The following is a 20,070-nucleotide window of genomic DNA, read 5'->3' on the forward strand; positions in this document are numbered from 1 at the left end:
TTCTATTGGCGGTGATGCTCGAAGCTGGTGCATAGCAGATCCACCTCCGCTTCCGCGATCGGCGCGCGAAACAGGCGGCAGCTGAACTCGACTGCCTTGCTGTCCGGGGTGTTGCGATCTTCGCGCAGGAAGATGCATCGCTTGCAAACGTCGGTGTGGTGCCGCTGCTCGGCCGCGTCGGACTGATCCAGCACGTGCCGGAGCGCATCGCGGAAGCGGACCTTGGCCGCGTCGTCGAGGACGGCGATCGCCTCGACGAGAACGCTGACGGGATCGCGCACCAGGAACTTCTTGCCCTGCTGCGTCACGCTCAGCATCACCGACCGCTTGTCGGTGGCCGAGCGCTTTCGCTCCAGATAACCGAGCCGCTCGAGCTCGCCGATGATGAACGATGCGGTGCCGCGCGTGGTGCCGACGTAGCTTGCGAGCGCCGAAGGCGTCCTGGAAAACCGGTTGGCGCGGGAGAGGAATCGCAGCGCCATCCACTCGCGGTCGCGCAAGCCGTGCTTGGTGCCTTCGAACCAGAGGATTCGCGCGACCTGCTCCAACAGTTCAATCGATTCACGAGCCAAATTCATTTCAATTCCAGGTCGGATAAAGCTTTATTCAATTGAGCCTTGGGTAGCGCAATCTGGGTGGACGACAATGGATCTCCGGCGGTCCTTCGTCCGGGATGGACGGCGGAGCGCTCTTGGAAGAGGCCCTTCGGTTTCCAAGAGGGAACCGCCGGACGTGGAACTAGAGTGTCACAAAGAAAGTTCGAGTGAATCGCACGGCTCAACTCTTCGGAAAATTTCAGTCAAATGACTGCGCTTCGCCGGCCGGATTCCGACGGCGCGCGGCGTCTGGGCAACATGATGTGTCGTTGCCGTCATCGCACAGCCCATTTGTTGCGGCGGAGCGTCTCGAAGTGCGCGAAGCGGCCGCAGGTCCGCAGCTTCTGACCGCGTGGGTTGCGGCAGCAGAACCGCAATGTTGGGTTAATGGATGTTGCGTCGCAGCGCAGCCACGCGGTTAAAGCCCGCATACGATCAAATCCGAACGGCTGGCGAATGGGTCCGTCCCGCGTTCAGAGTCCGGCGCGGCCGATGGTCCGCGGCAACGAAGGGATGAGACGGAGCCGCGTGCTCGCAGGCTGGTGACTTGCCTTTGCCCGTTAACTATCGGCGAATGCGTCGCCCCGGGGCACCACAATAAGCAGGAAGGGATACCGATGAGTTCCGAAACCACCATGACATCCGACGTCGTCGGCCTGACGAAAGTCGCACCGGTCTCGCGCGCGGATTCATGAGCGCCACGGCGGCCGTCGCCGCTGGCTACACGCTCGCGGCCGGCCCGGTTCGCGCCGAAGTCATCACGACCGACACCAATGGGCTCCAGGCCGGGGATGCCAAGATCAAGGTCGGCTCCGAGGAGATGCCGGCCTATTTTGCCCGCCCTGCCGGCAACACCAAGGCGCCGGTGATCATCGTCGCGATGGAGATTTTTGGCCTGCACGAATACATCAAGGACGTGACGCGGCGCCTCGCCAAGCTCGGCGCGTTCGCGGTCGCGCCCGACTATTACTTCCGCAAGGGAGCCGATCTCACCAAGATCACCGACATCAAGGACCTGCTGCCGATCGTCAATTCCAAGCCGGACGCAGAGCTATTGTCCGATCTCGACGCGACGGTGGCCTGGGCGGGATCGCAGGGCGGCGACACCACGAAGCTCGGCATCATCGGCTTCTGCCGCGGCGGACGCACCGTCTGGGAATATGATGCCCATAGCGGCGCGCTCAAGGCCGGCGTGGCCTTCTACGGTCCGCCGGTCGATCCGGCCAATCCGCTCTGGCCGAAGAGCCCGATGCAGCTCGCCCCCGAGATGAAGGCGCCGGTGCTCGGCCTCTATGGCGGGGCCGATACCGGTATTCCGGTCGCGCAGGTCGAGCAGCTCAAGGCGGCGCTGGAGCAGAACAAGAAGACGGCTGAATTCAAGATCTATCCCGAGGCGCCGCACGGCTTCCATGCCGACTATCGCGGCAGCTACCGCAAGGATGCCGCGGAGGATGCCTGGAAGCAGGCGCAGGCCTGGTTCAAGAAATACGGCGTATTGAGCTGACGCCGGAGCATGATCCGAAAAGCGTGCAGCGGTTTTCCCTCGCGACAAACGCGGAACGCGTTTGCGCGGAGATCATGCTCAAAAATGAGGGCGGCCCGAGTGACCGCCCTTCCTCTATTCAAGGCTCACTTCGTCATCGCGCCGTAGACGATGTCCTGGACCTGCTCGCGATAATATTTGCGCAGCTCGCCCGGCGCCGCCGTTCCCACGACCACGACGAGACGTTCCTTCGGATCGCAGAAGAACTGCGTCCCGTAGGCGCCATTCCAGGTGAACTCGCCGGGATTGCCGGGCACCGACGACAGGCCTTCACTGGTGCGGACCGCGACCGCGAGGCCAAAGCCAAAGCCGGCGCGATGCGGCTCGATGTTGGCCACGTTGTTCTTGATCTCGGGGCCAAGATGGTTGGTCGTCATGTGATGCACCGTCTTGGGTGAGAGGATGCGCTGGCCGTCGAGCTCGCCGCCATTGAGCAGCATCTGCCCGAAACGGGCATAGTCGCCGACCGTCGCGAACGAGCAGGCGCCGCCGCAATCGAATTTGGTCGGCGTGTCCAGAAGCTTGATGGCTTGCGGCTTGCCGGTCAGCGGATCGTTGGCGAATGGGCGGGCGAGGCGGGGACGCTGCGCATCGGTCGGGTGGAAGGTCGCGTCCTTCATGCCGAGCGGCTGCCAGACATTGGCGGCGAGATAGTCGCCGAGCTTCTGCTCGCTGACTTTCTCGACGACGGCGCCGAGCACGTCGATCGAGAAACCATATTCGAACACGGTCGAGGGCTGATGCGCCAGCGGCAGCTTGGTGATGCGCTCGATGAAGGCCTGGGTGTCGCCTTCGATCGCCGGCGCGGTGCCATCGGGGTATTGCCGCGCCACCGGGCTCGATGAGTCCGGGCGGCCGCCATACATCAGGCCGGACGTGTGCCGGTAGAGATCGTGGATGAAGATCGGCGAGGCCTGCGGTTCGAGCTTCAGCGAGCCGTCGGCCTGCTGAACGCCGACCTTCATGTCGGCAAAGCCGGGATAGTAATCCGACAGTTTTGCCTGGAGCGGGAGCTGGCCCTTTTCCATCAGCGTCAGGCCGGCGACGGCGGCCATCGGCTTGGTCATCGACGCCAGCGCGAAGATCGCGTCGATCGGCATCGGCATGCCCTTGTCCGGATCGAGCATGCCATAGGCCTTGTGGTGCACGAGCTTGCCGTCCCGCGCGATGGCGACGACCGCGCCGGGCACGCGCTTGGCGGCGATCTCTCGGGCGAAGAAACTGTCGAGCCGCGCCAGACCCTGCTTGGAGAATCCGGCGTCATCGGGATTTGCTTCGGGCAAGGGTGCGGCACGCGCGGCACCGAACGTGATGACGGCAGCCGCGGCCGCGATCATGGCGATCGTCTTCTTCATTGTATCCTCCCAGGCGAGCTCATTATGCGAGTGGCTCGCGCGACGCCTAGATCACGACCGCGCTCGAGCGAAGTCAAGCGCGGGTGCGGCATGTCTGGGACGCACCGGAGGTGCCTAGCGTCCTTCGCCGGCGCGCCACAGCGCATCGAGGCCGTGGCGGTAGGTCGGATAGGCGAGCGCGACGCCGAGCTCTTGCTTCAGTTTCGCGCTGGAGACCCGGGCGCTGCTGGCATAGAAGCTGCGCGCCATCGCCGACATCTCGGCGGTCTCGAAGGCTTCTTCCGGCGGCGGCGCAACGTTCATCAGTTGCGCGGCATAGGCGATCACGTCCTGCGGGGGTGCCGGCTCGTCGTCGCAGACATTCCAGATGCCGCCGCCCTGGCACTGGACCGCCGCCATGATCGTGCTGGCGATATCGTCGACATGGATGCGGTTGAACACCTGGCCCGGCTTGATGATGCGCCTTGCCGTTCCCGCGCGCAACGTCACCAGCGCGTTGCGGCCGGGGCCGTAGATGCCGGCGAGCCGCAGGATTACGGCATCGCCGCCGGTTGCGTCGGTCCAGGCCTGCTCGGCCGCAACGCGCATGCGCGTGCGCTCGAGCGCAGCCTGCGGCGGCGTGCTCTCATCGACCCATCCGCCGGCGTGATCGCCATAGACGCCGATGGTGGAGAGATAGACGACCTTGCGGCGGCCCGCTGCCAACACATCGCGGAATGCGGAAATGGCGGGATCTCCGGTGCTGCCGGGCGGGATCGAGATGAGAAGGACTTCGGCCTCGCTGATGCGTTTGACCGTCTCGCGCGCCGGACTGCCACCGGAAAATTCGTGCACCTCGATGCCGGCGAGATCGTTCCGCTGCGCGGGATCGCGCACGGTGCCGGCGATATGGGAGAAGCTGTCGGCGAACCTGCCGACGAAGTACCGGGCGCTGTAGCCGAGGCCGAGGATGAAGAGCCGCATGCGTCTCCCGTGCAGGTCAAGGTTCCCGTTCGCGCTGGCCGCGCGTACCGCTCATAAGAGATTTTTGGGTCCGACAAAAGATATTGCGATTTGTCTCGCCGGCCGGTGCAGGCAATGGTCGCTCAAGACAGGGAGGCATCGACCATGCAGGCGGAAGCGGCGATCATAACGCCCTCTGGTGCGGTAGAGCTGATCCGCAGCGCGGCCGCGCTGATCTTCGACGTTGACGGCACCCTCGCCGAGACCGAGGAGCTGCATCGGCAGGCATTCAACCACGCCTTCGTCCGCCATGGTCTCGACTGGCAGTGGGACCGTGCCGTCTACAAGGATCTGCTGCGGGTCACCGGCGGCAAGGAGCGCATGCGTGCCTACCACGCGAGGCTGGCGGCCGCCCCGGCATTGTCGGATGCGGATATCGCTGAGCTCCACCGCATCAAGACCGCGCATTATGCCGAACTGATCGAAACCGGCTTCTGCCCGTTGCGGCCGGGCGTGGCGGAGCTGCTCAGGTCGGCGCGGGCGCGCGGCCAGCGGCTTGCGATTGCGACCACGACGTCTCACGGCAACATCGACGCGCTGCTGTCGCAGGCGCTGGGGGCGCGCTGGGCCGCGCAGTTCGATGCCATCGTTGCCGGCGACGATGTCAGGCACAAGAAGCCGGCGCCGGACGTCTATCTCGAGATCCTGGCGCGGCTGAAGCTGGACGCATCCGACTGTCTTGCGATCGAGGATTCCGCCAACGGGCTGATCGCGGCGTCGCGGGCGAACATTCCGGTTCTCATCACGCGCAGCATGTTTTTCTGGGACGACGACTTCAGCGCGGCGCGGGTGGTGCTGGATGACCTGTCGGAACTCGGGGCTCCCAAATAAAAAACTGGAAAACAACCCCATGCACAGTAGCTCACGCCGGCGTGAGGGCCGCGGTCAGTGGACCCGGTGACTCGCCCTATCGTCTTCGGCCTGCTCGACAATCTGCGCAATCGGGCTCGACTGGTGATGCACCAGGCGCCAGCCGTCGCCAACACGGCGAAAATGGTTGGCGGCGGCCAGAGCGGTGCCGTCGACGATCTCGATGCAGAGCACGCGGGCGCTGTCGCCGTCGACGATGGCCTGCGGTTCAGCGCAGACGATCTGCGGCCGCTCCGGATTTTGCAGGATGTCGCGCCAGCTCCCGATCACCGTGGCGCGCCCGACGATGGCAGGCCAGCCGGGATGGATGCAGGAAATGGCGTCGTCATCCGCCCACATCCGTTCCATGCCGGCGAAGTCGCCGGTCGAAAAGGCGGCGTAGAAGGCCGCGTTGGCGGCGATGACCTTCCTGTCCTTTGCCATACCTCTCGGGTGGGCCAATGACAGGGAAAAATCAAGCGCGACTTGCGTTTGATTTTGCGTTCGATTTGGCCGCAGTGCAGCATTGCCCGCTTTGTAGTCACGCCGAGACGAGTGTCTCCACCGCCTGTCGCGCACCATCCTTGTAAAGATGGCCCAGCGCCGAGGTCACGGCCTCGCGCAGCCGCGGATCGGTACCCAGCGGCCCGAATACTTTCTCCACGCCGAGCAATGCGGGCGCGAGCCGCTCGGCGACAGGACCTGCCTCCCGCGCCAGCGCGGCGAACTCGGCGGCGAGCGGATCGCGCACGTCGATGGGGCGGCCCTGCTCGTCAATGGCGCTGACGTAACGCATCCAGCCGGCCACCGCGAGCGCATGCGTCGCGATCGGCAAGTCCTTGCGCAGGCGGTCCTGGATCGCGCCGAGCAGCCGCTGCGGCAGTTTTTGCGAGCCGTCCATCGCGATCTGCCAGGTGCGATGATGCAGTGCCGGATTGGCGAAGCGCTTGAGCAGCGAGGCGCGATAGGCGGCAAGGTCAGTGCCTGCGGGCATCGTCAGTGTCACAGCGGCCTCTTCCATCACCTGCGCGGCGAGGCGCGCGAAATGCGGATCGACCATGGTGTCGGCGATGGTCTCGTAACCTGAGAGATAGCCGAGATAGGCGAGCGCGGAGTGGCTGGCGTTGAGCAGCCGCAGCTTCATCAACTCGAACGGCTTGACGTCAGTGACGAGCTCGACGCCCGCGGCGGCAAGGTCGGGCCGGCCCGCCGTGAAGTGGTCCTCGACCACCCATTGCGTGAACGGCTCGGTCATCACAGGCCAGGCGTCGCGCAGGCCAAGCGCGTTCGAGACCGCATCGCGGTCGGCGTCCGTCGTCTCCGGTACGATGCGATCGACCATGGTCGAGGGGAAGGCGGCATTATCCGCGATCCACTTGCCGAGGTCCTTCGAGCGCAGCGCGGCGAACTGCGTCACGATCCGCTGCACGGTATGGCCGTTGGCGGCGAGATTGTCGCAGCACAGCACGGTGAAGGGGACCAGCCCTTGCGCGCGCCGGCGCGCCAGCGCGGCAACGATGAAGCCGGGCGCCGAGCGCGGCGCGTCAGGGTTGTTGAGATCGTGCACGACATCGGCATGCCGCTCGTCGAGATCGCCGGTCTGCGGCGTGTGGCAATAGCCCTTCTCGGTGACCGTGAGCGAGACGATGCGAATGGCGGGATCGGCCATGCGCTCGACCAGTGCCGCCGGCTTCTCGCGTGCGACCACGCTGTCGAGCAGCGCGCCGATGACGCGGTGCTCGGTGCCTTCGGCAGCACGTACGGCAACGGTATAGAGATGATCCTGCGGGGCGAGGGCGTCGCGGGTATCAGGGCTGCGCAGGCTGGCGCCGACAATGCCCCAGGACGAGCTGCCGCTGGCAAGACAATCGTCGATGACGACGGCCTGATGCGCGCGATGAAAAGCCCCGAGGCCGAGATGCACGATGCCGGGTGTGACGCGCGACTGGTCATAGGCCGGTCGGCGGATGGCCGGCGGCAACCGGTCGAGATTGGCGCTGCCAAGACGCATCGAACTTGGGCGCATGGACGTCTCCCCTCTGCTTTGCCGCTGCTTGACATGGCCCCCGTCCTCGGTCAATGCTCCGGTCAATTGGTAAGACCAATTTTCCAAAATTGGCGGGCCGCGGATCGGGACGACCCCGCGCGACCCTTTCGGGGAGGCCAGCGTGCCGCTGGAAGCTGTGGAGGCGAGACGGCTTTATCGCCAGGTCGCCGATCAATTACGAAGCCTGATCGACAGCGGCGAGTACGCGGTCGGCAGCCGCTTGCCGACCGAGCGCGAGCTCGCCGAGCAGCTCAAGATCTCGCGGCCGACCGTGCGCGAGGCCCTGATCGCGCTTGAGGTCGAGGGCCGCGTCCGCATCCGTGTCGGCTCAGGCATCTATGTGATCGAGCCGGCCGACGCCGCGCCGGCGCCTGCGGCCGCCGTCATCGAGGGCCCGTTCGAGCTGCTGCGCGCCCGCGAATTTCTGGAAAGCGCCATCGCCGAACAGGCCGCGCGCGTGGCGACCAAGGACGACGTCGCCCGCATCGACGCGTCCCTCGTCGCGATGGAGAACGTCGAGCATCCAGGCGAAGCCTCGATGGTGCACGACCGCGCATTCCACATCGCGATCGCCGGAAGCCTTGGCAACGCCGTTCTGCTCCGCGTGGTCGGCGAGCTGTTCGACCAGCGCCTCAACCCCTATTTCGCGCAGCTTGCGCATTATTTCGAGAGCCCCGGCACGTGGCGCACCGCGCTCGACGAGCACCGCGCCGTGCGTGATGCGATTGCCGCGCACGATCCGGACAGTGCGCGCGAGGCCATGCGAAAGCATCTGGCGCGCTCGCAGGAGCGCTTTGCGCAGAATTTTGGCGCCGAGTCCGCCGCAGCAGCCTCGTCTGCCGGGCGGGACCGGGCGGGGCGACATCAGGCCAAGCCGGCAACACCGAAGCAAGTGGCGAAGAAGCAGGCCAAAAAGCAGGTCAAGGGCGGCCGCTTGCCGCAGCGATGAGATTGGGCGGCTCGCATCCGTTTCGGGGGCGGGCGAACAAGAAGCAGAGTTTAGTCAGTGGAGGATAAGTCGATGTTGAAGAAGATGACGATGGTGCTGGCGGCCTCGGTCGCGGCGATGGTCGCGGCGACCAATCCGGGTATGGCCCAGACCAAGCTCAAATGGGCCCATGTCTACGAGACCTCGGAGCCGTTCCATACCGCCTCGGTCTGGGCCGCGCAGGAGATCGGCAAGCGCACCAACGGGCGTTACCAGATCGACGTCTATCCGGCCTCGCAACTCGGCAAGGAGGCCGACATCAACCAGGGCCTTTCGCTCGGCTCGGTCGACATCATCATCTCCGGCTCGAGCTTCGCGGCGAAAAGCTTTCCGCCGATCGGCGTGACCTATTATCCCTACACCTTCCGCGATGCCGATCATCTGCTCGCCTACACCAAGAGCGATATCTTCAAGGAGCTCGCCAAGGGCTACGAGGACAAGAGCGGCCACCACATCGTCGCGGTGACCTATTACGGCGTGCGCCAGACCTCGTCGAACAAGCCGATCAAGAGCTGCGCCGACCTCAAGGGCCTGAAGATGCGCGTGCCCGACGTGCCGGCCTATCTGGCCATGCCGCACGCCTGCGGCGCCAACACCGCGCCGATCGCGTTTGCCGAAGTCTATCTCGCGCTCCAGAACGGCACCGTCGAGGCGCAGGAGAACCCGCTGACCACGATCGAGGCCAAGAAGTTCTACGAGGTGCAGAAGCACATCGTGCTCACCGGCCACATCGTCGATCACCTCAACACGGTGGTGGCGGGCGCGCTCTGGAAGAAGCTGTCCGACGAGGACAAGAAGATCTTCACCGACGTCGCGCAGGAGGCCGCTGCGAAAGCGACCGCCGAGATCAAGCAGAACGAGGCCAAGCTGGTCGCCTTCTTCAAGGAGAAGGGCCTGACCGTGACCGAAGTCGACAAGAACGAATTCCGCGACATCGTGCTGAAGAACGTTCCGTTCGAGACCTTCGGCTATCGCAAGGCTGATTGGGAACGGATTCAGGAAGTCAAATGACGACGTAGTCGTCATCCCGGGGCGGCTCGAAGAGCCGAACCACGGTGCGCAATTGCGCACCTGAGAATCTCGAGGTTCCGGGTTCTCGCTTCGCGAGCCCCGGAACGACGATTGAGGAGAGATATTCCCATGTCCACCGCCGAAATACACCGGCAGATCACCGCCGACGAGATCGCCCATACCTTCGAGGAAGAGGCGACGCCGAAGGTCGATCTTGGCGTCTATGCTTTCGAGGACTGGGTGGCGCTCGTGATCTTCTGGGTGATGGCGCTCGCCGTCTTCCTCCAGTTCTTCACCCGCTACGTCCTCAACGACAGCTATGCTTGGACCGAGGAGATCGCGACCTATTGCCTGATCGGCGTGGTCTTCATCGGCGCCTCGATGTGCGTGCGGCTGTCGCGACATATCCAGGTCGACCTGATCTACCGCTACCTGCCGCACATGGTGGCGCGCACGATGTCCACGCTGATCGACCTGATCCGGATCGCCTTCTTCGGCTACGCCATCAAGCTGGTCTGGGTCTACATCCAGATCGTCGGCGATGAATCCATGACCACGATCAATCTTCCCAAGGACTACGTCTATTACGCCGTGCTGGCCGGCTTCGTGCTGATGTTCGTGCGCTCGGTGCAGGTCGCGCTGCAACATCTGCGGCAGGGCTATTCGATCCTGCCCCGGCGCCTACGACGGTTTTGAAGGATAGTATCATGCTGTTGCTGCTTGGGGGCTTCCTCATCCTGATGCTGATCGGCGTTCCCGTGGCGATCGCCATGGCCGCGTCGTCGCTGCTCTACATCCTGGTCAGCGGCGTGACGCCCGACGTCACGCTGGCGCAGCGCATGATCGCCGGCGTCGAGAGCTTTCCGCTGCTCGCCGTTCCGTTCTTCATCCTGGCCGGCAATCTCATGAACATCGCCGGCGTCACCGGTCGCATCTACAAATTCGCGGTCGCGCTGGTCGGCTGGATGCGCGGCGGCCTCGGTCACGTCAACATCATCGGTTCGGTGATCTTCTCCGGCATGTCCGGCACGGCCATTGCGGACGCCGCCGGCCTCGGCACCATCGAGATCAAGGCGATGAAGGATCACGGCTACTCCACCGAATTCTCGGTGGGCGTCACCGCGGCCTCGGCGACGCTTGGCCCCATCATCCCGCCGTCGCTGCCTTTCGTGATTTACGGCATGATGGCCAACGTCTCGATCGGCGCGCTGTTTCTGGGCGGCGTCATTCCCGGCATCGTCATGACGCTGCTGATGATGGCGACCGTCACCTATTTCGCGCACAAGAACAAATGGGGCAGCGACACGCCGTTCTCCTGGCCGCAGCTCGGCTCGGCCGGCCTCGAGATCGCCATCGTGCTGGCTTTCCCGCTCGCGATCTGGCTGATGGTGCTGGCCGGCATGTCGACCAACATGGCCGTCGTCATTGGCCTCGGCACGCTGCTGGCGATCGACTGGTATTTCGACTTCTCGGCCGTGATGGCGCTGATGGCGCCGGTGATCCTGATCGGCGGCATGACGCTCGGCTGGTTCACGCCGACGGAAGCCGCGGTCGCCGCCGTGATCTGGTCGCTGTTCCTCGGCCTCGTCCGCTACCGCACCATGACCTTGAAGACGGTGGCGAAGGCGACCTTCGACACCATCGAGACCACGGCCTCGGTGCTGTTCATCGTCACCGCGGCCTCGATCTTCGCCTGGCTGCTGACGGTGTCGCAAGCCGCCCAGATGCTGTCGGACTGGATGCTCAGCATCACCCACAACAAATGGGTGTTCCTGGCGCTCGCCAACATCCTGATCCTGTTCGTCGGCTGCTTCATCGACACCACGGCGGCGATCACCATCCTGGTGCCGATCCTGCTGCCGATCGTGCTCAAGCTCGGCATCGATCCGATCCATTTCGGTCTGATCATGACGCTGAACCTGATGATCGGCCTGTTGCATCCGCCGCTCGGCATGGTGCTGTTCGTGCTCGCCCGCGTGGCAAAGCTCTCGGTCGAGCGCACGACGGTGGCGATCCTGCCCTGGCTGGTGCCGCTGCTGCTCGCGCTGATCGCGATCACCTACATTCCCGAACTGACCCTTTGGCTGCCTAAATACATGGGGCTCTCCAAATGACCTCGACCGCTCTCGCCGCAACCCTGTTCGGCCCCGAAGATTTGCGCATGATCGAGCATCCGCTCGACAAACTCGCGGACGGAATGGTGCGCGTCCGCTTCGGTGCCGGCGGCATCTGCGGCTCCGACATGCACTACTTCCGCCATGCCCGCACCGGCGACTTCGTGGTGAAGTCGCCTCTGGTGCTCGGCCACGAGATATCGGGCGAGGTCGTGGAGATCTCAGGCGCGGCCGCCAATCTGAAGGTCGGCGACCGCGTCGCGGTCAATCCGTCGCGCTGGTGCGGCCATTGCGTCGCCTGCCGCGAAGGCCGGCCCAATCTCTGCGAGAACATCTACTTCATGGGCTCGGCCTCGAAGACGCCGCACATGCAGGGCGGCTTCGCCAATTACTTCGATGCGATTCCCGCGCAATGCGTGAAGATACCGGATCACGTCTCCTATCAGGCGGCGGCGCTGGCCGAACCGCTCGCGGTCTGCCTGCACGCGGTGGCGCGCGCCGGCAACATCGAGGGCAAGCGCGGCATCATCTTCGGTGCGGGTCCGATCGGGCTCCTGACCATGCTCGCCGCGCACCGCGCCAGCTTGGCCGACATCACGGTGGCCGACATCGCGCCGGCGCCGCTCGCCTTTGCGACCAAGCTTGGTGCTTCCCACGTCGAGAACGTGTCGGCCGGCGAGGAGGGCCTAAAGGCGCAGGCTGCTTCGCGTCCCTATGACGTCGCCTTCGAGGTCTCGGGCACGGCTGCGGGACTTGCGAGCGCCATTGGTATCGTCCGGCGCGGCGGTGTGGTGGTGCAGATCGGCAATCTGCCGGGCGGCCAGATCCCGACGCCGTCGAACGCGGTGATGGCGAAGGAGATCGATCTGCGGGGCTCGTTCCGCTTCGGCTTCGAGTTCATGACCGCGGTGGAACTGATCTCCGCCGGCAGCGTCGATGTGCTGTCGCTGGTCACAGCCGAGCGGCCGCTCTCGACCGCACCCGATGCGCTGCGCCTGGCGCTCGACCGCTCGCAGAGCGTCAAGGTCGTGCTGACCGCGAACTGACCTTGGAGCCCCGTTCCGATGGAATCGGAACGGGACTCCAGATTCTTGTATTGACGCGTTTTCTTTACGCGAACCGGTATCCACTTCGCTCGAAAACGCTTTAGGAGAACGCGCATGATGCTCGAGGGATGGCGCTGGTACGGACCGGACGATCCGGTCTCGCTTGATGACGTCAGGCAGGCCGGGGCGAGCGACATCGTCTCGGCGCTGCATCAGGTGCCGATCGGCGAAGCCTGGACGCGCAAGGCGGTCGAGGAGCGCAAGAATTTCATTGAGAACGGCCAGCCCGGCCGTTCGCAACTGACCTGGTCGGTGGTGGAATCGATTCCGATCCCTGACGACGTCAAGCGCCTCGGGGGCAAGGCGACCAAATCCATCGAGGCGTGGATCGCCAGCCTGGAGGCGGTTGCCGCCAGCGGCATCAAGATCATTTGCTACAACTTCATGCCTGTGGTGGACTGGTGCCGCACCGATCTCGAATGGGAGCTGCCGAACGGCGCCCGCGCCATGCGCTTCGACCAAGACCGGTTTGCGGCGTTCGAGCTGCATATCCTGAAGCGGCCGGCGGCCGCTCAGGAATACTCGCCTGGGCAGAAGGCGCGGGCGAAAGCGCTGTTCGAGAAGATGAGCCAGGCCGACATCGACTATCTCATCATGGTGATAGCCAGCGCGCTGCCGGGCTCGACCACCGAGCCGATGACCATTCCGCAATTCCGCGACCGGCTCGAGACCTATCGCGACCTCACGCCAAAGATCCTGCGGCAGCATCTCGCCGAATTCCTGGCGCGCGTGGCGCCGGTCGCCGAGCAGCTCGGCGTCTCGCTGACCCTGCACCCCGACGATCCGCCGCGCCCGCTGTTCGGGCTGCCGCGAATTGCTTCGACTGCCGACGACTATCAGGCGCTGTTCGATGCCGTGCCGTCGAAGGCGAACGGCATCTGCCTGTGCACGGGCTCGCTCGGCGTCCGCGCGGAGAACAATCTGCCAGAGATGGCCGAACGGTTTGGCCCGCGCATCGCCTTTGCGCATCTGCGCGCGACCAAGCGCGAGGCTGACGGCCTGTCGTTCTACGAGTCCGATCATCTCGACGGCGACGTCGACATGGTCGCCGTGCTCAAGGCGCTCTTGAAGGAGAACGCGCGGCGCGCGCCGGACAAGCGGATCGTGTTCCGGCCCGATCACGGCCACCGCATGCTCGACGATCTCGCCGCCACCAAGCGCACCAATCCGGGCTACACCGCGATCGGCCGCCTGCGTGGCCTCGCCGAGCTGCGTGGCGCGATCCGCGCCATCGAGCATCGATAGGACCTGATACGGTGGATGCTGCTTTGCCTCTTCCCGTAAGCGGCAAGACAGCCGCGCCATTCTAAGATGTCGTCATGTCCGGGCTTGTCCCGCCTGCGCGGCCGAAGCCGCTTCGGCGAGGCGAAGGCCCGGGCATCCACGTTCTTGGTGAAGACGTGGATGGCCGGGACAAGTGTTTAGTCCGGAGACATGGCTGACACCTGTTCGGACACATCACTGACAGGTTGGTCGTTGGTCAAGTCGATCGATGCGACCTGCCAGCTGGCGAAGAAGATTCCGTAATGGCCGTCGCGGTCCAGCGGGCGGATCGCGAGATGTTCGCGTGCGAAGGCCTGGGGAACCTTCCAAAATCGTCCCTTGAAAGAGATATAGGGTCTGGTCGATGAGACCCGGCGCACGATCTCTGTGCTGTCGTATTCGACCTTCGGAATGCGCGCCGGCATGGCACGGGCGCTCGGCCGGAAGCGATCGGCGGGGACGTGCATATCGATGCCTTGGTGGGGGCGCTCCAGATTGTAGACCGGTCGCCAGGCGTCGAAGGCGCGCTGGACTTCCGCGAGGGTACGGAAGCGACGCATGGCAAAAACCTCGGCCTTCAGGGTGCGATGGAAGCGTTCGTTCTTGCCGCGGGCCTGCGGGTGACATGGCCTGGCGTGCACCACCCTGACGCCGAGCTTGAGCAGCCACACCTTCAGTCCGGTCCAACGAACGCCGGACGTATCGCCCCAAGGTGAGCCGTTATCGGTGTAGAAGGCCTCCGGCAGGCCATAGCAGCGGAACGTCGCCGTCAGGTGATCCTGCACGGTGAGACGCTGCTCGTCGGCGCAGGCCTTCAGGCACAAGACATAGCGCGAGTGATCGTCGACGACGGTCAGCGGATGGCACCGTGTCCCGTTGGCGAGCGGCAGGTGGCCCTTGAAGTCCATCTGCCACAGCAGATTGGGAGCTTCCTTCTCGAAGCGGTGCCCCGGATTGGGTGGCGCAGTCTCACTCGGTGTGACCCGGCCGTTCCGGCACAGGATCCGGTGCACCGTTGACGGCACCGGCACCGTCTGGCCATCCCGCTTCAGGCAATGGGCGATCTTGCGTGCGCCCCAGGCGGGATGCTTGTCCCGCACAGCCAGAACCTGTGCCTCGACCGCAGCCTTGCTGCGCTTGGGCATCGCATGCGGGCACCGGGAACGGTCGGCCAGCTCCCGATCGCCAGCCTGCCAGCGCCGCAACCACTTGTAACCGACATCAGGACTGATGTTGAACCGACGGCAGAGCTCGCGCCGGTTGACGCCTTCCTGCAAAGCCAGCCGCACGAACTCGTGGCGCTGATCCATTGCTGACACCTCACTCCAAGGCATGGACGGCCTCCCGAATCGGACCAATCCAGCCAATGTTGATGTGTCAGCTATGTCTCCGAACACCCGTCAGTGATCTGTCCGGGCTAAACAACAAGCCCGGCCATGACGATGTGGCAGCTTCCATGTCCCAAGCGCTAGCCCGATGCGACTAGTCGGCTGCAAGCTGGGAGCGCCGTTACGCCAATACTCGCGGAGATTGTCTTCGGTTCCTGGGTGTGCCACAGTGGCTGCATTGGATTTTGACTGACGCATTGCAGCCATAGGCCATTTATAGGAGCTGAGCATGAGCTTCCTGGTCGAGCGCCCGCCCGAGCAATATGATCGGGCCGCCTTCTCCGGTTTCAACACATCGAACACTTTCAATCTCGGCACTGCGCGCGCGATGATGTGGATGTCGCAGCTCGCCTACGAGACGCACGTCCCCGCGACCATCGACGCCGTTTCCAAGCTTCTGCAACTCTCCGCGGTGAGTGTGCTGAGCAAGCCGGCGGTCGCGGCGCTGCCGATGACGGATACGCGGGGGCGTCATCGCCAGGAAGGACGATGCGACCATCGTGGCCTTCGCGGGCACCGATCCGCTGCATCTTCTGAACTGGGTCAGCGACTTCACGCTGGGCCGGCCGCATGCCGCCGTGCATCAGGGCTTCCAGGATGCGGCGGCCGCGGTCTGGAATGACGTCAAGGACGCGCTCGCGGCCGCGCTCAAGGCTGGTTCGCCGATCTTCATCACCGGACACAGCCTGGGCGCCGCGATCGCGGTGGTCACCGCGGATCTCGCGCGCCGGGAGCTTCAGCTCGGCAATGCGCAGGTCTACCTGTTCGGCTGTCCGCGCGTCGGCCGCGCCGACTTCGTCGCGCCCTACAACATCACCTTCGGAGCGACGACCTACCGTCTGGTGCACGGCGAGGACATCGTCCCCACCGTGCCTCCGCCGCTGCTCGGATTCCACCATGTCGGCGGCTATCTGGGCTGCGCGTCCGGTGCAAGATTCGGCGCCGGCCCGACACAGATCGCGTTCGGATCGGATGAGCCGATGGCGGACGCCGGGCTCGGCGCGCGGCTCCGCGGGCTCTTCGTGGGCTTCTCGCAGAATGCGCGGGACGATACGCTCGGCGAGCTCACGTTGGCCTTGCCGCCCGGGATCGGCGATCATCTGCCGGATCGTTACTGCGCCGCGCTGACCCCGGCGCGGTAACGGGCGGCACGCGGCGCCGAAGGGCCGGTGAGGGTAGCCCCGCGCTCGGTGTCATCGCCCGACTTGATCGGGCGATCCAGTATTCCAGAGACGGTGGTGAGTCCTCGATAGGCCGCAGCGTGCTGGATTCCCCGCCGGAGCCTGTCATCGGGCTCGCCAAAGGCGAGACCCGGTGGCGGGGAATGACAGTGGTGTGTGCGGAGACCGGCTTCGTCTGCCGCGCCGAGCCCTTACCGCATCATCACGCCTTCGCTTCCAGCCACGCCAGGATCATCTCCACGATCTGTGTCCGGCTCTTTGCCAGCAATCTGGGCTCACTGAGGTCGCGGTCGAACAGGGCGCCGAAAGTGTAGCGGTTGGCGACGCGGAAGAAGCAGTAGGAGGAGATGGCGAGGTGCAGGTCGATGGCGTCGACGTCGTCGCGGAAGACGCCTTCGCCGCGGCCGCGTGCAAGAATGCCGTCGAGGGTCGCGATCACGCTGGCATTGAGCTGGCGCAATTGCAGGTTCTGCTTCAGGTGCTTGCCGTGGTGGATGTTCTCGATCGAGACGAGGCGGATGAAGTTCGGGTTGCGCTCGTCATGGTCGAAGGTGGATTCGATCAGCCGGCGCAATCCCTCGCGCGCGTCGCAGCTCTCGATGTCGAGCTGATCCTCCAGCGCGCGGATGCTGCGATAGGCCTCCTCCAGCACGGCGAGATAGAGCTGCTCCTTGCCGCCGAAATAGTAATAGATCATCCGCTTCGACGTGCGCGTGCGCGCCGCGATGGCGTCGACGCGGGCGCCCGAATAGCCTTCCGAGGCGAATTCGGCCATCGCCACTTCGAGGATATCGCGCTTGGTGCGTTCGGGGTCGTTGGTGCGCTTCGATGGGGGCGGCATGCGCTCGAGCATTGCTGTTTCTCCCGCCAGTTTCCACGGATCACCTCGAAGGTGAAGGCAAGTTTCGCCTGCCGGGGCACTGGTCCAACGCATATTGCACAAACGCACCAGTTTGTACATTGAAGCAGAGGACTATTAATGCGGCGCGATGCGATGTGTTGTTCGCGGTCGCCTCTCTTGATCTCATCATCTCCGAGATCTGGGCCGACGCGGTACTAACGGCAAACACCGATCGTAAGCCCCGATACAGACCTCTCGTCAAACGCGCAGCCGATAGCAGGTTGTCTTGCGCGCGGGAATTACAACTCCTCCAAATCTGGGGATTGACCTTCCGCAGCTGTCGCATCGTCTTGCGACTCTAGATGCCTTCTACTGGCTCACGCGTCGCGCATTGCTTATTGGCCCAACGCGAACTTGCGGGTCGTTCGTCTCGTCACGATCGAGGCGGCCTCGGGAACGGGTGTTGGGGAGACGACGTTGAACGAGTTGAATTTGCCGCGCGCAGCGGCGCTGTCCGTTGCATGTGTTTCGATCGTACTCGCCGCGCATCCGGCCGAGGCCCAACAGTCCCAGCAATCCGCCCCGCGCGGCGTTGCCGCGGCAAGCCAGGATCTGCCTCCCGTCACCGTGCAGTCGGCACAGCGCCGGCATGCATCCACCCCCGGCCAGCGCAAGCCGTCGCAGGCATCGCGCGCCGCTTCGTCGCGGCGGGCGGCAAGCCGCGACAATTTGACGGCGCCCGCCGTTCCTTCGCTCGGTGCGCAACGGTCGGGGCTGCCCGCGTCCTTCGCGGGCGGACAAGTCGCGCGCGGGGCCCAGCTCGGCCTGCTCGGCAATAGGGATTACATGGCGACGCCGTTCAGCGTCACCAGCTACACGGAGCAGACCATCAGGGATCAGCAGGCGACCAGCGTTGCCGAAGTGCTGACCAACAGCGATCCATCGGTCCGCGCCGCCATCGGCAGCAGCAACCGTTATGACGCGATGACCATTCGCGGCTTCCGCGTGGAGAACAGCGAAATCGCTCTGAACGGCCTCTATGGTCTCGTGCCGAACTATCGTGTCAATCCCGCGCCGATCGAGCGCATCGAGCTGTTCAAGGGACCTGCCGCGTTCCTGTTCGGCATGGCCCCGCAAGGCAGCATCGGCGGCAGCGTCAACGTCGTGACCAAGCGTGCCGGCGACGATCCGCTGACGCGATTGACCGCCGGATACATGTCCAATGCCCGTTTCGGCACTGAGCTCGACGTGGCGCGCCGCTATGGCGACCAGAAGGAGTGGGGCGTCCGCTTCAACGGCGCAATGGATGGCGGCAACACCACCATTGATCGGCAGTCGGTGCGCGACGGCGCCGGCTCGCTCGGCGTCGACTACCGCGGCGAGCGGTTCAGGTGGTCGGCCGACATCATCTATCAGGATGACTGGATGCGGGCAGCGGCGCGCGGCTACACGCCGGTTGCCGGCATCGCCGTCCCCGCCGCTCCGGATCCCCGGATCAATCTCGCGCAGCCCTTCGACTATGCGCGTGCCACCAGCCTCACGGGGCTGACGCGCGCCGAATACGACCTGACCTCGGACATCACGGTGTTCGGTGCTATCGGCGGCAATCGCTTCGGCTTCGACAAGCAAGAGGCGCCGGGAGCGACCATTCTCAACACCGCAGGCGACGCGTCGTCGACGTCGCGATTCCAGACGGGAAAATCGGAAGCCGCATCCGGCGAAGCCGGCGTGCGGGCTCGCTTCGACACCGGTCCGGTCGCCCACGAAGTCGTCGTCAACGGCAGCTCGCTGCAGCGGACCGACTGGCTCGGACAGACCAACTACGCGAACTATCTCACCAATATCTACACGCCGACCTTGCTGGCGGGGCCGGGCGTGCAACTATCGTCCGTCCCGGAAGGTAAATCGGGCTCGCTCACGCTGCAAAGCGTCGGTGTCGCCGACACTCTCTCGGTCATGAACGGCCAGCTGCAGCTGACCGTCGGTGCGCGTCAGCAGAAGGTGGTGTCGAGCAGCTTCGACACGGTGAGCGGCCTCGAGACTGCGCATTATGACCAGAGCGCGACCTCGCCTTCGGTCGCGCTGCTGGTCAGGCCGATTCAGCAGCTCTCACTCTACGCCAGCTATATCGAGGGTCTCACCCCCGGGCCGACGCCGCCGACCGGGGCCGCCAACCCGAACCAGGTGTTCGCGCCGTTCAAGACGCGGCAATATGAAGTCGGCACCAAGCTCGATCTCGGCGGCTTCGGTGCGAGCCTTGCCGCGTTCCAGATCAACCTGCCCGCCGGCGTCACCGACCCCGTGACGAAGATCTTCAGTCTCGACGGCGAGCAGCGTCACCGCGGCGTCGAGTTGAACATGTTCGGTGCGGTCGCGCCCGGCGTTCGCGTGCTTGGCGGCGCGACGTTCGTCGACGCACGTCTGACCAGCACGGCGGGCCACGTCAACGACGGCCATCATGCCGTCGGCGCGCCCGATCTTCAGGGGAATCTCGGCGTCGAGTGGGATACGCCGTTCCTGCCGGGGCTGACGGCAACCGCGCGCACGATCTACACCAACCGCGCCTATGTCAGCGCCGATAATGTCCAGTCGGTGCCGGGCTGGATGACCTTCGACATCGGCGCGCGCTACGCGACGAGGCTTGCGGGACGGCCGACCACCTTCCGTGCCAGCGTCACCAACCTGTTCGACAAGCGCTACTGGATTGCCAATCCCACGGGCTATGTCATCAGCGGCATGCCGCGCACGGTATGGCTCTCGATGACGGTGGATTTCTGAGGGCCCGA

The 20,070-nt window shown here is 64.8% G+C and carries 16 protein-coding genes and 1 pseudogene; 10 read left to right on the plus strand and 7 right to left on the minus strand.

Annotation, left to right across the window (positions count from 1 at the left end; genetic code table 11):
- Window positions 1-2 precede the first annotated feature (2 nt).
- Window positions 3-578: a MarR family transcriptional regulator gene (locus QA642_RS09905; RefSeq protein ID WP_283084487.1), complete on the minus strand. Its 576-nt coding sequence runs from the start codon at window positions 576-578 to the stop codon at window positions 3-5.
- Window positions 579-1,213: 635 nt separating this feature from the next.
- On the opposite strand from QA642_RS09905, the pseudogene QA642_RS09910 reads away from it, so the two are divergent.
- Window positions 1,214-2,100 (plus strand): annotated as a pseudogene (locus QA642_RS09910) (dienelactone hydrolase family protein).
- 125 nt (window positions 2,101-2,225) lie between these two features.
- On the opposite strand, the gene QA642_RS09915 reads toward QA642_RS09910, so the two are convergent.
- Together QA642_RS09915 and QA642_RS09920 are read right to left on the minus strand one after the other, a co-directional pair.
- Window positions 2,226-3,494 carry a serine hydrolase domain-containing protein gene (locus QA642_RS09915; RefSeq protein WP_283084489.1) on the minus strand — a complete coding sequence of 423 codons (1,269 nt, stop codon included), beginning with the start codon at window positions 3,492-3,494 and terminating at the stop codon, window positions 2,226-2,228.
- A 114-nt stretch (window positions 3,495-3,608) separates the two neighbouring features.
- Window positions 3,609-4,457 carry an SDR family oxidoreductase gene (locus QA642_RS09920; protein ID WP_283084490.1) on the minus strand — a complete coding sequence of 283 codons (849 nt, stop codon included), beginning with the start codon at window positions 4,455-4,457 and terminating at the stop codon, window positions 3,609-3,611.
- A 144-nt stretch (window positions 4,458-4,601) separates the two neighbouring features.
- Here QA642_RS09920 and QA642_RS09925 point away from each other — a divergent pair, with 144 nt between their 5' ends.
- The gene (locus tag QA642_RS09925) at window positions 4,602-5,327 is read left to right on the plus strand and encodes an HAD family hydrolase (protein WP_283084491.1); all 726 of its coding nucleotides are present in this window, start codon (window positions 4,602-4,604) and stop codon (window positions 5,325-5,327) included.
- Window positions 5,328-5,381: 54 nt separating this feature from the next.
- Here the strand turns inward: QA642_RS09925 and QA642_RS09930 are convergent, their stop codons facing one another.
- Both QA642_RS09930 and QA642_RS09935 read right to left on the minus strand, forming a co-directional pair.
- Entirely contained in the window at window positions 5,382-5,789 is a 408-nt protein-coding gene (locus QA642_RS09930; RefSeq protein ID WP_283084492.1) for a nuclear transport factor 2 family protein, read from the minus strand.
- A 97-nt stretch (window positions 5,790-5,886) separates the two neighbouring features.
- A complete protein-coding gene (locus QA642_RS09935) occupies window positions 5,887-7,371 on the minus strand; it encodes a mannitol dehydrogenase family protein (RefSeq protein ID WP_283084493.1) in 1,485 nt (494 codons plus the stop codon).
- Between the two features lie 142 nt (window positions 7,372-7,513).
- On the opposite strand from QA642_RS09935, the gene QA642_RS09940 reads away from it, so the two are divergent.
- The 6 genes from QA642_RS09940 to uxuA all read left to right on the plus strand — a co-directional run bounded on the left by QA642_RS09940 (window position 7,514) and on the right by uxuA (window position 13,856).
- Window positions 7,514-8,341 (plus strand): FadR/GntR family transcriptional regulator, encoded by an 828-nt coding sequence (locus QA642_RS09940; RefSeq protein ID WP_283084494.1) that lies wholly within the window; start codon window positions 7,514-7,516, stop codon window positions 8,339-8,341.
- 90 nt (window positions 8,342-8,431) lie between these two features.
- Entirely contained in the window at window positions 8,432-9,391 is a 960-nt protein-coding gene (locus QA642_RS09945) for a sialic acid TRAP transporter substrate-binding protein SiaP (RefSeq protein ID WP_283086845.1), read from the plus strand.
- 129 nt (window positions 9,392-9,520) lie between these two features.
- Window positions 9,521-10,087, plus strand: coding sequence for a TRAP transporter small permease (locus QA642_RS09950; protein WP_283084495.1), 567 nt, complete (start codon window positions 9,521-9,523; stop codon window positions 10,085-10,087).
- A gap of 11 nt (window positions 10,088-10,098) precedes the next feature.
- Window positions 10,099-11,505 (plus strand): TRAP transporter large permease, encoded by a 1,407-nt coding sequence (locus QA642_RS09955; protein ID WP_283084496.1) that lies wholly within the window; start codon window positions 10,099-10,101, stop codon window positions 11,503-11,505.
- Window positions 11,502-12,551, plus strand: a complete 1,050-nt coding sequence (locus QA642_RS09960; RefSeq protein WP_283084497.1) for an L-idonate 5-dehydrogenase — start codon at window positions 11,502-11,504, stop codon at window positions 12,549-12,551. The genes QA642_RS09955 and QA642_RS09960 overlap by 4 nt, the downstream gene beginning before the upstream one ends.
- 114 nt (window positions 12,552-12,665) lie before the next feature.
- Complete coding sequence (gene uxuA, locus QA642_RS09965) at window positions 12,666-13,856, plus strand: mannonate dehydratase (RefSeq protein WP_283084498.1); 1,191 nt, start codon at window positions 12,666-12,668, stop codon at window positions 13,854-13,856.
- A gap of 176 nt (window positions 13,857-14,032) precedes the next feature.
- Here uxuA and QA642_RS09970 read toward each other — a convergent pair whose 3' ends face one another.
- Window positions 14,033-15,208, minus strand: a complete 1,176-nt coding sequence (locus QA642_RS09970; RefSeq protein ID WP_283079492.1) for an IS481 family transposase — start codon at window positions 15,206-15,208, stop codon at window positions 14,033-14,035.
- Window positions 15,209-15,762: 554 nt separating this feature from the next.
- On the opposite strand from QA642_RS09970, the gene QA642_RS09975 reads away from it, so the two are divergent.
- Window positions 15,763-16,404 carry a lipase family protein gene (locus QA642_RS09975; RefSeq protein ID WP_283084499.1) on the plus strand — a complete coding sequence of 214 codons (642 nt, stop codon included), beginning with the start codon at window positions 15,763-15,765 and terminating at the stop codon, window positions 16,402-16,404.
- A gap of 241 nt (window positions 16,405-16,645) precedes the next feature.
- Here QA642_RS09975 and QA642_RS09980 read toward each other — a convergent pair whose 3' ends face one another.
- Window positions 16,646-17,296 carry a TetR/AcrR family transcriptional regulator gene (locus tag QA642_RS09980; protein ID WP_283084500.1) on the minus strand — a complete coding sequence of 217 codons (651 nt, stop codon included), beginning with the start codon at window positions 17,294-17,296 and terminating at the stop codon, window positions 16,646-16,648.
- Window positions 17,297-17,761: 465 nt separating this feature from the next.
- Between QA642_RS09980 and QA642_RS09985 the strand changes: the two genes are divergently transcribed.
- Window positions 17,762-20,062 (plus strand): TonB-dependent siderophore receptor, encoded by a 2,301-nt coding sequence (locus tag QA642_RS09985; protein WP_283084501.1) that lies wholly within the window; start codon window positions 17,762-17,764, stop codon window positions 20,060-20,062.
- The last annotated feature ends 8 nt before the right edge of the window (window positions 20,063-20,070 follow it).

It is taken from the genome of Bradyrhizobium sp. CB2312, from assembly GCF_029714425.1.
Taxonomy (GTDB): domain Bacteria; phylum Pseudomonadota; class Alphaproteobacteria; order Rhizobiales; family Xanthobacteraceae; genus Bradyrhizobium.